Origin of the sequence: Sphingomonas insulae, assembly GCF_010450875.1 — a bacterium.
GTDB lineage: Bacteria > Pseudomonadota > Alphaproteobacteria > Sphingomonadales > Sphingomonadaceae > Sphingomonas > Sphingomonas insulae.
Genome location: NZ_CP048422.1, coordinates 2,765,355 through 2,777,948, shown reverse-complemented (window position 1 = coordinate 2,777,948; position 12,594 = coordinate 2,765,355). Strand labels below are relative to the sequence as shown.

The following is a 12,594-nucleotide window of genomic DNA, read 5'->3' as shown; positions in this document are numbered from 1 at the left end:
CAGGAGACGATTCCGGGGCAGGGGGCGCATCGCCGCCCCGCCCGTGGGATCAGCGGCGCATCCGCCGCGCGACCAGTACCAACAACAGACCGGCAACCGCCAGCGCGGCGCCGCGATCCGCCCACGGCCGCTGATCAAGCATGAAGCTCGACTGCGGCCAATGGACGTAGCCGAGGCCCTGGCCGATCCACAGCATCCCCATCAGCGCCATCAGGACGCCGATGGACAGCAGGACCGGCCGGGCGCGGCGCATCAGCGCTGTCCTACCGGGACATACGACCGCTGCGTCGGGCCGGTGTACAGCTGGCGCGGACGGCCGATCTTCTGGTCGGGATCGGTGATCATCTCGTTCCACTGCGCGACCCAGCCGACGGTGCGGGCGAGCGCGAACAGCACGGTGAACATCTCGGTCGGGAAGCCGATCGCCGACAGGATGACGCCGGAATAGAAATCGACGTTCGGGAACAGCTTCTTCTCGATGAAGTAATCGTCGCTCAGCGCCAGCTCTTCCAGCCGCAGTGCGGTGTCGAACAGCGGATCGTTGACCTTCAGCGCATCGAACACCTCGCGCACCGTCTTCTGCATGACGGTCGCACGGGGATCGTAGTTCTTGTACACGCGATGGCCAAAGCCCATCAGGCGGAACGGATCGTTCTTGTCCTTTGCGCGCGCGATGAACTCGGGGATACGCTCGGGCGTGCCGATCTCGCGCAGCATGTTCAGCGCGGCTTCGTTCGCGCCGCCATGCGCGGGACCCCAGAGGCAGGCGATGCCGGCCGCGATGCAGGCGAACGGATTGGCGCCCGACGACCCGGCGAGACGCACGGTCGAGGTCGAGGCGTTCTGTTCGTGGTCGGCATGCAGGATGAAGATGCGATCCATCGCCTTCGCCACCGCCGGGTTCACCTCATAGGGCTCGGCCGGCACGCCGAAGGTCATGCGCAGGAAATTGCCGGTATAGGACAGCGAATTGTCCGGGTACAGGAACGGCTGGCCGACGCTGTACTTGTACGCCATCGCCGCGATCGTCGGGATCTTGGCGATCAGGCGGTGGCTGGCGATGGTCCGCTGCACCGGATCGTGGATGTCGGTGGAATCGTGATAGAATGCCGACAGCGCGCCGACGACGCCGCACATGATCGCCATCGGGTGCGCATCGCGGCGGAAGCCGCGGAAGAACGCCGCCAGCTGCTCATGCACCATCGTGTGGCGGGTGATCGTCGTGTTGAACCCGCTCAGTTCGTCCGCCGACGGCAGCTCGCCGTTCAGCAACAGATAGGCGACTTCCATGAAGCTGGAATTCTCGGCCAGCTCACCGATCGGATAGCCGCGATGCAGCAGCACGCCTTCGTCGCCGTCGATATAGGTCAGCGCCGACTGGCACGATGCCGTCGAGGTGAAGCCCGGATCGTAGGTGAAGGCGCCGGTCTGCGCATAGAATTTGCGGATATCGACGACGTCCGGACCGACCGAGCCGGACATGACCGGGTAGTCGAGATCCTTACCGTCCAGGGATACTTTGGCGGCTTCGGTCATGTCGTGGTCCTTCCTGTCAGACTGCCATTTTGTCCGCGATCCGGCCGAGGCTTTCCTCCTTGCCGAGAAGCGCGAGCACGTCGAAGATGCCGGGCGACGTCTTGCGCCCGGTGAGAGCGGCGCGGAGCGGCTGGGCGACCTGGCCGAGCTTGACGCCCTGGCTTTCGGCGACCTGCCGTACCGCTGCTTCGGTCGTCTCCTGATCCCACTGCTGCACCGCGTCAAGGCTTGCGTGCAACGTGGCGAGAAGCTGGGCTGCATCGCCACTTAGCAGGTCCAAAGCGGACGGGTCCATGTCCAGCGGCCGCGCCGCGAACAGGAACGCCGCGCCCGCGCTCAGCTCGTTCAGATTGGCGGCACGCGCCTTCAACACCGGCATCGCCCGGGTCAGCAGGTCCTCGTCGCGATAGCCGCCGATCGCCGCCACCAACTGCGCCAGGCGGGCGTCGTCGGCGGCGCGGATGTAATGGCCGTTGAGGTTTTCCAGTTTCTTGATGTCGAACCGCGACGGGCTCTTGCCGACACCATCCAGATCGAACCATTCGGTCGCCTGCGTCCGGCTGATGATCTCGTCGTCGTCATGGCCCCAGCCGAGCCGCAGCAGGTAATTGTCGAAGGCTTCGGGCAGGATGCCGAGTTCGTCGCGATAGGCCTCGATGCCGACCGCACCGTGCCGCTTCGACAGCTTGGCGCCGTCGGTGCCGTGGATCAGCGGGATATGCGCATAGACCGGCTCCGGCCAGCCGTTCGCGGTATAGATCGGCAGCTGGCGGAACGCGTTGTTGAGGTGATCGTCGCCGCGGATGACGTGCGTCACCCCCATGTCGTGATCGTCGACCACCACCGCGAGCATATAGGTGGGCGTTCCGTCCGATCGCAGCAGGATGAGGTCATCGAGTTCGGCGTTCTGGACCGTCACCGACCCCTGCACGCGATCTTGGATCGTCGTCGCGCCCTCGCGCGGCGCCTTCAGCCTGACGACGAACGGCTGGTCGGCCGGCACGCTCGCCGGGTCGGCATCACGCCAGGGGCTGCGGATGCGCAACGGTTTCTTTGCCGCCTGAGCCTCTGCGCGCTGCGCCGCGATCTCGTCCTGAGTCATGTAGCAGCGATAGGCATGGCCCGACGCCACCATCTGGTGCGCCACCTCGGCATGACGATCGGCGCGCGCGAACTGGAACACCGCATCGCCGTCCCAGTCGATGCCGAGCCACGTCAGCCCCGACAGGATCGCATCGATCGCCGGCTGCGTAGAGCGCGCCCGATCGGTGTCCTCGATGCGCAGCAGGAACTTGCCGCCATGATGGCGCGCGAACAGCCAGTTGAACAGCGCGGTCCGCGCCCCGCCCAGATGGAGATAGCCGGTCGGCGACGGCGCGAAACGCGTCACGATGCCGCTGGTGGCGGTGGGCGCCGGGGCCAAAGCCCGATCGGTGCCGATATCTGTAGTTGCGCCCAACCGCGCGTGCTCCCAAGGTTCGAAATGTCATGGCCAGTCCAGCCGTCGCGGCCCCTAGCACGCGCGCGGTGCGCCTTCAAACGCCGCGGGCGCTGCGGCGGTTGCGTGACGGTATCGAAGCATGGCTGGAGGCGGAGCGCGACCAGATCGTGCTGTGGGCGCCCGTCGCGCTTGGCGGCGGCGTCGCCGCATGGTTCCTGCTGCCCGATCCCCGCGCCTGGGCGGCGGCGATACTGCTCTGCCTCGCGGTGGCGTTGGGCGGCGTGGCGCTGGGGGCGGGCGGCGGGCGGTTGCCCCGCATGCTCACTGTCGGTGCGCTCGCCTGCGCCTGCGGCATCGGCCTTGTCTGGTGGCGGGCGGAACGGGTGGCCGCGCCCGTCCTGGCGCGACCCGTCGTCGCCACCTTCACAGCGATCGTCGAACGGGTCGAACCGCTCGCCGCACGCGACCGGGTCCGGCTGACGCTGCTGCCGGATGCGGGATCGCACCTGCCGCATCGCATCCGGGTCAATCTGGCCACGGCCGATGTCCCCGCGGGGCTGGGCGAGCAGGCGCACATCGCCCTGCGCGCCCGGCTGATGCCGCCACCCGCGGCATCCGTGCCCGGCGCGCACGATTTCGCGCGCGTCGCCTGGTTCGCCGGCATCGGCGCGACCGGTCGCGGCTTCGCGCCGGTGCGGGTGATCGCCGCCGGTCCGCCGCACGGCGGCCTGCGCACGCGATTGACCGCGCACATCACCGCGCATCTCGAGGGGAGCCGTGGCGGCATCGCCGCGGCGCTGGCGACCGGTGACGAGGGTGCGATCCTGGAGGCCGATTCGGATGCGATGCGCCGCGCCGGCCTCGCACATCTGCTGTCGGTCAGCGGCCTCCACATCACCGCGGCGGTCGCCGCGACGATGCTGCTCGTCCTGCGGCTGCTGGCGCTGTGGCCATGGCTGGCCATTCGCATCCGCCTGCCGCTGGTCGCCGCGGTCGCCGGCGCGCTTGCCGCGATTGGCTATACGCTGCTGACCGGCAGCCAGGTGCCGACGATCCGGTCGTGCGTCGCATCGCTGCTGGTGCTCGCCGCGCTCGTCATGGGGCGCGAGGCGATGACGCTGCGGCTGGTCGCGGCGGGTGCGACGGTCGTGCTGCTCGCCTGGCCCGAATCGCTGGTGGGGGCGAGCTTCCAGCTCTCGTTCGCCGCGATCGCCGCGATCGTCGCGCTGCACGAACATCCCGCGATCGACCGCTGGTTCGCGCCGCGGGAGGAGGGGCGTGGCATGCGCCTGTTGCGCGGGCTCGGCTCGCTGCTGCTCACCGGACTGGTGGTGGAAGCGGCGCTGATGCCGATCGCGGTCTATCATTTCCACAAGGCCGGCGTGTACGGCGCGGCGGCGAACATCGTGGCGATCCCGCTCACCACCTTCGTGGTCATGCCGCTGGAGGCGTGCGCGCTGGTGCTCGACCCGCTGGGCTTGGCCGCCCCATTCTGGTGGCTCACCGATCTTGCGCTGCGCCTGCTGCTCGGACTGGCGCACACGGTCGCGGATGCGCCCGGTTCGTCGGTGGCGCTGCCGTCGATGCCGGCGTCGGCATTCGCCGCGATGGTGGTGGGCGGCCTGTGGCTCGCGCTTTGGCGCACCCGGTGGCGACGGCTCGGCTGGCTGCCGCTCGCGATCGGTGCGGGCGGGGCGGCGCTTGCCCCGGCGCCCGACCTGTTGGTCACCGGCGATGGCCGCCACCTCGCCGTCAGGATCGATGGCGAACTGGCGCTGCTGCGCGATCGCGCCGGCGACTATACCCGCACGATGCTGGCGGAGAACGGCGGCCTCGATGGCGAACCCGCGTTGCTGGCGGACCAGGCCGGCGCCCGATGCACAAAGGATGCCTGTGCCGCCGACCTGCGCGCCGACGGGCGACACTGGCGGCTGCTCGCGACGCGCAGCGGCTATCCGGTGGCCTGGACCGCCCTGGTCGCGGCGTGCCGGTCCGCCGACATCGTGGTGAGCGAGCGCCGCCTGCCACGGGGCTGCACGCCGCGCTGGCTGAAGCTGGACGGCATGGCCCTGCGCCGGACCGGCGGCGTATCGGTCACGCTGACGAACGGCGAGGTCCGGACCGTTCGGACGCCCGGCGATCGCCACCCATGGCTCGCGCCGCCGACCGTGATGCCGCCGCGTACTGCCAAGCCCTATCGGGTAAAAGCGTCACTCCGGTAGACGTGGCGCGGCGTGAATCTGCCGCCACCGTGTCCGGCAGACCCGCTATCGGACGCTCGCGTTCGTCATCACGATCGCACGAACGCATGGTCAGGCGCGGCATCCGTTTGGCCGATAGCGAGCCATCGCCGCCACGAACCCCGGCTGCCGGCGTCGCCCGTTCGGCAGGGATGCAGGGCCCATGCCGGCCGCATCCGAACGCCGCGCGATGGCGATCCGGTCCGATACCCCGTTTCCAAGGTGCATATCGTCATTGACCGCCAGAAAGCCGCAACGCCGCGGGTGCCCCTCCGCCGGATCATCGTCGTTACGGACGTCGTCTGCCGGCGTCGCCGGGTTGTTTGGAATATACCGCCGCTGCCGCGCGCATTCGAACGCCACGCTACAACGATCAAGCCGGTACCACGCTCATTCGGCGCATATCGTTAATTACCGCCGGAGCACTGGAAGGGTCGCAACGTCGCGGGCTACTCCACCCGCCGAGTCGTTGCGTATGGGAGCCAGCTGCCTGCATCGCTGGGTTGTTTGGACTATACCGCCGCTGCCGCGCGTATCCGAACGCCGCGCTACGGCGATCCAGTCCGATACCCCGCTTCTGCGGCGCATATCGTCGTTTAGCGCCGCCCCACCCGGAAAGCCGCGACGGTGCAGGATACCCCACCCGCCGGATCGGCGGTGTCAATCCGCGCCCTGAAATGCCATGATCGTTCGAGGTTACTGGAAGACACGATGACCCGCCTCGTCACCCTTGCCGCCGCATTCGCCCTACTCGCATCCGCCGCGCCGACGGCCGCGCAGGACGCGGCGCAGCGCCGTCAATGGAATGCCCCGGCCGCGCCGTTCCGGATCGTGGGCAACGTCTATTACGTCGGCACCGCCGGCCTGTCGTCGTTCCTGATCGCCGACCCCAAGGGGCTGGTGGTCATCGACGGCGGGCTGCCGGAAAGCGCGCCGCTGATCGTCGCCAACATCCGCCGCCTCGGATTTCGGCTGCGCGACATCCGCTTCCTGCTCAACAACCACAGCCATGTCGATCATGCCGGCGGCCTCGCGGCGCTACGGCGGGCAAGCGGCGCGCCGCTCGTCGCAAGCCTTGGCGATTCGGCCGATCTGATCGCCGGTCGCACCATCGGCCGTAGCGACCTCAGCGGCTTTCCGCCGGTCCGGCCGGCGCGAACGATCCGGGACGGCGCGGCGATCACCGTCGGCAAGACCCGGCTCGTCGCGCATCTGACCCCCGGTCACACCAACGGCGCCACCAGCTGGAGCCTGCACACCAGCGAGGGGGGCAAGCCGATCGACGTGCTGTTCCTGTCGAGCCTGAGCGTCGCCGGCCGTCCCCTCGTCACCCGGCCGCATGGCGGCGGGCCGGCGCGCGATACCGTCGCGGTCGCCCAGTTCCGCAACACCTTCCGCACGCTCGCGACGATGCGGGCCGACGTCGTCCTCAGCTATCACGCCGAACTGTTCGATCTGGCGGGCAAGCGCCGCGCGCAGCGGGCGGGCAATGCGCTTGCCTTCGTCGATCCCGCGGAATTGCCGCGTCAGGTCGCGAGTGCCCGGGCCGCGTTCGAACACGCGCTGGCAGCGCAGCGCCGTTCGCCTCAATCGTAACGGCGCAGGATACCCGACAATTTGCCCTGCACGCGGACATGCGCGGGCACGTAGCGCTGCGGTTCGTAGGCGCGGTTGGCCGGATCGAGCCGGATCATCGCCCCCTCGCGACGGAAGTATTTCAGCGTCGCCTCGGCATCGTCGATCAGCGCGACCACGATCTCGCCATCCCGTGCCACCTCGGTACGCCGGATCAGCGCATAGTCGCCATCCAGGATACCCGCCTCGACCATCGAATCGCCCGATACCTCCAGCGCGTAATGCTCGCCGGAACCGAGCAGCGCGGCCGGAACCGCCAGCATCGAACTGCCCTCGAACGCCTCGATCGGTACGCCGGCCGCGATGCGCCCGTGCAGCGGGATCTCGACCACGTCGTTGGCGGGCTGCGGCGCGGCGCGGACGTTGCCGCTTTTCGCCGGTGCGGGCGCCGGCGCCGGCGTCGCGGGCTTGCGCTCCGGCCGTTCCGGCATGCGCAGCACTTCCAGTGCGCGGGCGCGGTTGGGCAGGCGGCGGATGAAATGGCGTTCCTCCAGCGCGCTGATGAGGCGGTGCACGCCGCTCTTCGACTTCAGGTCGAGCGCATCCTTCATCTCCTCGAACGAGGGGGAGATGCCGGTCTCTTCCAGCCGGTCGTTGATGAAACAAACGAGCTCGTGCTGCTTCCGCGTGAGCATATGCGGTCCTTCCCCGTCAGAACAGACGCGGAACTTCTAGGGAACGAAATTAACCTCGTCAAGCGATGACGAGGATTTCCGCCGAGTCGCCGGCCATGGCCGGCGGGGCGCCGATTGGCCGTACGATCAGGCAGTGCGACCGCGCCAGCGTCAGCAGCATCGAACTGTCCTGAATGGTCGAGGCATAGGCCCGGCCATCGCGCAGTTCGGCCCGCAGATAGTCGGTGCGCGGCCCGTTGGCGGGCAGGTCCTCGCCCAGGATAACGTGCGTGGTGCGCGGGAACGGATCGCGCGCGCCCGCCAGATGCGCGATCAGCGGCCGCACGAACAGGGTCGCGGTGACGAAGGCCGACACGGGGTTGCCGGGCAGGCCCAGTACGCTGGCCGAACCGATCCGCCCTGCCATCATCGGCTTGCCAGGGCGCAGGGCAATCCGCCAGAAATCGATCGATCCGCCCGCGGCCTCCAGCGCCGGCCGGACGAGGTCGTGGTCGCCCACCGACGCACCGCCGGTGGTGACGAGCAGATCGGCACGGACCGCGGCGAAGGCGTCGCGCAACGTGTCGAGGTCGTCGGGCAGGATGCCCATGTCGATCAGCTCGATCGGCAGGTCGGCCAGCATCGCCGCCAGCATCGCCCGGTTCGATTCGGGCAATGCCGCCGCGTCGTGCGGCCCGCCCGGTTCGACCAGCTCGTCGCCGGTGGCACAGATCGCGACGCGGACCCGGCCGGCGACGGGCAAAGTGGCGATGCCGCCGGTCGCCGCCACCGCGATGCGCGCCGGCGTCAGCCGCTCGCCGCGCGCGATCAGCCGGTCGCCGGCGGTGAAATCCAGCCCCCGCCGCCGCGTGTTGCGACCGCGCGTCGGCGGCCCCTCGCCGGTCAGGCGGATCGTGCTGCCGGCGCTCGCCACCTCCTCCTGGATCATGACGGTATCGGCGCCGGCCGGCATCGCCGCGCCGGTAAAGATCCGCACCGTCTCGCCCGTGCCGACCGTGCCGGCGAACGGTCGCCCGGCAGCGCTTTCGCCGATCAGTGTCCATGGGCCGGGCAGGTCGGCGAAGCGGATCGCATAGCCGTCCATCGCCGACAGGTCGCTTGCCGGCTGCGTGCGGCGGGCGTGGACGTCGGCGCCGGCCCAGCGACCGTGCGCCTCGGCCAGCGGCACGTCCTCCACTGCGACCGGGGTCGCCAGCGCGAACAGGCGCGCCTGCGCCTCGGCGATCGGAAGCAGCATCAGGCGCGCCAGTGGCCGGATTTACCCCCGGCCTTTTCCAGCAGGCGGATACCGTCGATCGTCATGCCGCGATCCATCGCCTTGGCCATGTCGTAGATCGTCAGCAGCGCCACCGACACCGCGGTCAGCGCCTCCATCTCCACCCCGGTCTTGCCGTCGGTGGCGGTCAGTGCGGTCGCGGTGATGCCGGCATCGTCCAGCACCAGGTCGAGCGTGACGCGGGTCAGCGGCAGCGGGTGGCAGAGCGGGATGAGGTCGGCAGTCCTCTTTGCCGCCATGATGCCCGCGATCCGCGCCACGGCCAGTACGTCGCCCTTCTTGGCGCTGCCTGCGCGGATTGCCGCCAGCGCATCGGCGGCGATCGTGATGCGGCCGGTGGCGACGGCACGGCGGCTCGTCACCGCCTTGTCGCCGACGTCGACCATGTGCGCCGCGCCGTCCGCATCGATGTGGGTGAGGCCGCTCATGCCGCGGGGGCGGGCCCGATCAGCGCCCGCGTCGCCGCCTCGACGTCCGGTTGCCGCATCAGCGCCTCGCCGATCAGGAAGCATCTGACGCCATGCGCGGCCATCGCGTCCAGGTCGGCACGCGTCTCCAGCCCGCTCTCGGCGACGAAGGTGCAGCCCTTGGGCGCCTTGCCGACCAGTTCGTAGGTGCGGGCGAAATCGACGCTGAAATCGCGCAGGTCGCGGTTGTTGACGCCGATCAGCCGCGACTTGAGCTTCAGCGCGCGCTCCAGTTCGTGCGCGTCATGCACCTCGACCAGCACGTCCATGCCGCAATCCATCGCCGACGCCTCGATCTCGGCCATCTGATTGTCGTCCAGCGCGGCGACGATGATGAGGATCGCATCCGCCCCGATCGACCGGCTTTCGGTCGCCTGCCAGGGGTCGACCATGAAATCCTTGCGGATCACGGGCAGGTCGCACGCCGCCCGCGCCGCGATCAGATAGTCGTCATGGCCCTGGAACCATTGCTCGTCGGTCAGCACCGACAGGCAGGCCGCACCGCCCGCCTGATAGGCGCGGGCATGGGCGGGCGGATCGAAATCCGCGCGGATCAGCCCTTTGGAGGGGCTTGCCTTCTTGATCTCGGCGATCAACGCGTGGCCAGGCTTGGCATCCAGCGCCGCGCGAAAGCCCCGCGGCTTCGTCACCGCGGCGATGCGCGCGTCGAGTTCGGCGAGGCTGGTCGTCGCCTTGCGCGCGGCGACCTCGGCCCGCTTGGTTTCGACGATACGGGACAGGACGTTCATCGGTAGGCGATCCATCGGTCGAGCAGGGCGGCCGCGGCACCGTCGTCCAGCACGGCGGCGGCGGCGCGCGCGCCGGTTGTGAGGTCGGGATGCCGGCCGGCGACGACCAGCGCGGCGGCGGCGTTGAGCAGCACCGCGTCGCGATAGGCGCCAGCCTCGCCGTCGAGCAGGCGGCGCAGCGCGGCGGCATTGTACGCAGGGTCGCCGCCCCGGATCGCGGCGAGCGGATGGCGGCGCAGGCCGGCATCCTCGGGCAGGATGCGGCGCGGCAGATCGGCGCTGCCGACATTGACCGCCAGGCTGGGGCCGGCGGTCGACAGCTCGTCCAGCCCTTCCTCGCCGGAGATCACCGCGGCACGTCCGGTGCCCAGCTGCTCCAGCGCCTCCGCATACAGCCCGGCGTAATCGGGGCGGGCGATCCCGATCAATTGTCGGCCGACCCGCGCCGGATTGGCAAGCGGCCCCATCAGGTTGAAGATCGTGCGCTTGCCGATGCGGCGGCGGATCGGCGTGATCCGCGCCATCACCGGATGGTGGTTGGCCGCGAACAGGAATGCGATGCCGAGGTCGGCGAGGCTGCCTTCCGCCGTCGCACCGGCGACGTCCATGTCGAGCCCGATCGCCTCCAGCGTGTCCGCCGCGCCCGCCTTCGAACTGGCGGCGCGATTGCCGTGCTTGGCGACCGGCACCCCGCATGCCGCGACGACCAACGCCACCGCGGTCGAGACGTTGAGCGTATGGTGGCCATCGCCGCCCGTCCCGCAGACGTCGATCGCGCCGGGGCGGGTGGCGATCGGGATCATCCGCTCGCGCAGCGCGCGCGCCGCCTCGGCGATCTCGATGCTGGTCTCGCCGCGATCGGACAGCGCGATCAGGAACGCGCCGATCGCTTCTTCGGACACGCGCGCATCGAGGATGTCGGCGAACGCCAGCGCCGCGCTCTCCCGCGACAGTGGCGTCGCGGGATCGGGCAGCAGCGTAGCGACGCTCACGCCCGTTCCGTCACGGCGATGCCGGCGATGCGCAGGAAGTTCGCCAGCATCGCATGGCCATGTTCGGTCGCGATGCTTTCGGGATGGAACTGGACGCCGTGGATCGGCAGGCTTTCGTGGCGAAAGCCCATGACATTGCCGTCCTCGGCGCGGGCGTTGACCACCAGCGGCGCAGGCACGTCGTTGACGATCAGGCTGTGATAGCGCGTCGCGGTGAACGGCGAGGGCAAGTCGCGGAACAGCCCGCTGCCATCGTGGATCACGGGCGATGTCTTGCCATGCATCAGCCCGCCGCGTTCCACCCGCCCGCCGAAATGCTGGCCGATCGCCTGATGCCCCAGGCACACGCCGAGCAGCGGCCGGCCGGCATCGGCGGCGGCGGCGACCAGGTCCAGGCTCACCCCCGCTTCGGTCGGGGTGCACGGACCGGGCGAGATCAGGAACGCCTGCGCCCCCGACGACAGCGCCTGCCCCGCCGAGATGGCATCGTTGCGCACCACCTCTACCTCGCTGCCCAACTCCATCAGGTAGTGGACGAGGTTCCAGGTAAAGCTGTCGTAATTGTCGACGACCAGGATCATGGCCTCGCCATAGCCGATGGCCGCCGCGGTGCAACGCCTGTTGCGCCGCCGACATCGCCACGCAACGGCAATCCTGTAGCAATGTCGATCGGCCTATGCCGTGTTGCGTCGCACCGGGAGCAACGGTGTCGTCCGCACGTTATGCCCCTGAAGGAGACGCCTGCCATGATCCGTCCGTTGCTTTTCGCCGCCCTGGTCGCGCTGCCCGCGCTCGCCGGCGCGCAGACCGCCCCGGCGGCCGCGGACGGTGCCGCCTCGGGCACCCCGCCGCAGCGCGTGCGCAGCGTCACGCTGGGGGTCGGCCAGAAATGTCCGCAGAGCAGCGATACCGAGATCGTCATCTGTTCGACGCTCGACCAGCCCTATCGCATTCCGAAGCAGTTCCGCGACAGCGGCCCGATCCCGGCGCAGAATCAGGCATGGGGCAACCGCGCCGCCACCGTCGATCAGGTCAGCCGCGTCGCCGGCGGGTTGCCCGACACCTGTTCCCCGGTCGGCAGCGGCGGCCAGAGCGGCTGTGCGCTCGCTACCAACAAGCAATGGGCAGCAGAGCGGCGTGCGCAACGCGATGCGGAATCGACCGTCCCCTAAGGCGTATAGGATGACGACCGGATCGCCGCATGCCGCCCTCCCGGTATGCGGTCCGGCCGTGTCATAATTCAAGCCGTGATATCAGCGAGTTAAGAGCGTCTTCGACCTGTTGATGGCATATGGCCGAGACGCCGAGTAAACGGGCTGTCCTACACACCTGAAAAGATAGATGTGAATCTGGCCGTCGCATTCGGCGCGTCCCCATCCATCACCGCTTATGCGCAGGGGAGGGGCAGGCCGAAGGTCCTGCCGGCTCCCAGATGGCGAAACGGCAAGCGAAGCGCTCTTTGACACCGCGAGTCAGGACGTTCCGATCGCCGCCCTGGGCGGCGGTCCGGTCCGGCTGACGAGCGTTCGATCCTCCAAGTCTGAACTGGCGCCGATCGCGAACGCGCGGCGCCCTTCTTCCCGCATCGTGCCCGCGGTACACTCTGATAGGGAAGAAAACCGC

The 12,594-nt window shown here is 69.3% G+C and carries 12 protein-coding genes; 3 read left to right on the top strand and 9 right to left on the bottom strand.

The window, feature by feature from the left end; translation table 11 throughout:
- Positions 1 to 49: 49 nt before the first annotated feature.
- From GTH33_RS14825 to gltX, 3 genes are read right to left on the bottom strand one after another with little or no spacing between them, the layout of a single operon-like run.
- A complete protein-coding gene (locus tag GTH33_RS14825; RefSeq protein ID WP_163959058.1) occupies positions 50 to 253 on the bottom strand; it encodes a hypothetical protein in 204 nt (67 codons plus the stop codon).
- Positions 253 to 1,536, bottom strand: a complete 1,284-nt coding sequence (locus GTH33_RS14820; protein WP_163959057.1) for a citrate synthase — start codon at positions 1,534 to 1,536, stop codon at positions 253 to 255. Before GTH33_RS14820 ends, GTH33_RS14825 begins: the two co-directional genes overlap by 1 nt.
- A 16-nt stretch (positions 1,537 to 1,552) precedes the next feature.
- Complete coding sequence (gene gltX / locus GTH33_RS14815; RefSeq protein ID WP_163959056.1) at positions 1,553 to 2,959, bottom strand: glutamate--tRNA ligase; 1,407 nt, start codon at positions 2,957 to 2,959, stop codon at positions 1,553 to 1,555.
- A 65-nt stretch (positions 2,960 to 3,024) separates the two neighbouring features.
- Here gltX and GTH33_RS14810 point away from each other — a divergent pair, with 65 nt between their 5' ends.
- Positions 3,025 to 5,199, top strand: a complete 2,175-nt coding sequence (locus GTH33_RS14810) for a ComEC/Rec2 family competence protein (RefSeq protein WP_208403968.1) — start codon at positions 3,025 to 3,027, stop codon at positions 5,197 to 5,199.
- Between the two features lie 729 nt (positions 5,200 to 5,928).
- Positions 5,929 to 6,813, top strand: a complete 885-nt coding sequence (bla, locus tag GTH33_RS14805; protein ID WP_163959055.1) for a subclass B3 metallo-beta-lactamase — start codon at positions 5,929 to 5,931, stop codon at positions 6,811 to 6,813.
- Here the strand turns inward: bla and lexA are convergent.
- From lexA to GTH33_RS14775, 6 genes are read right to left on the bottom strand one after another with little or no spacing between them, the layout of a single operon-like run.
- A complete protein-coding gene (lexA, locus tag GTH33_RS14800; RefSeq protein WP_163959054.1) occupies positions 6,804 to 7,487 on the bottom strand; it encodes a transcriptional repressor LexA in 684 nt (227 codons plus the stop codon). The genes bla and lexA overlap by 10 nt on opposite strands.
- A gap of 58 nt (positions 7,488 to 7,545) precedes the next feature.
- Positions 7,546 to 8,727: a molybdopterin molybdotransferase MoeA gene (locus tag GTH33_RS14795; protein WP_163960099.1), complete on the bottom strand. Its 1,182-nt coding sequence runs from the start codon at positions 8,725 to 8,727 to the stop codon at positions 7,546 to 7,548.
- Entirely contained in the window at positions 8,724 to 9,191 is a 468-nt protein-coding gene (gene moaC / locus GTH33_RS14790) for a cyclic pyranopterin monophosphate synthase MoaC (RefSeq protein ID WP_163959053.1), read from the bottom strand. Before moaC ends, GTH33_RS14795 begins: the two co-directional genes overlap by 4 nt.
- A complete protein-coding gene (gene trpC, locus GTH33_RS14785) occupies positions 9,188 to 9,979 on the bottom strand; it encodes an indole-3-glycerol phosphate synthase TrpC (protein ID WP_163959052.1) in 792 nt (263 codons plus the stop codon). The genes moaC and trpC overlap by 4 nt, the downstream gene beginning before the upstream one ends.
- The gene (gene trpD, locus GTH33_RS14780) at positions 9,976 to 10,971 is read right to left on the bottom strand and encodes an anthranilate phosphoribosyltransferase (RefSeq protein ID WP_163959051.1); all 996 of its coding nucleotides are present in this window, start codon (positions 10,969 to 10,971) and stop codon (positions 9,976 to 9,978) included. The genes trpC and trpD overlap by 4 nt, the downstream gene beginning before the upstream one ends.
- On the bottom strand, positions 10,968 to 11,552 hold the full coding sequence (locus GTH33_RS14775; RefSeq protein WP_163959050.1) for an anthranilate synthase component II: 585 nt from the start codon (positions 11,550 to 11,552) through the stop codon (positions 10,968 to 10,970). Before GTH33_RS14775 ends, trpD begins: the two co-directional genes overlap by 4 nt.
- A 165-nt stretch (positions 11,553 to 11,717) precedes the next feature.
- Here GTH33_RS14775 and GTH33_RS14770 point away from each other — a divergent pair, with 165 nt between their 5' ends.
- On the top strand, positions 11,718 to 12,143 hold the full coding sequence (locus GTH33_RS14770; RefSeq protein WP_163959049.1) for a hypothetical protein: 426 nt from the start codon (positions 11,718 to 11,720) through the stop codon (positions 12,141 to 12,143).
- Positions 12,144 to 12,594 lie beyond the last annotated feature (451 nt).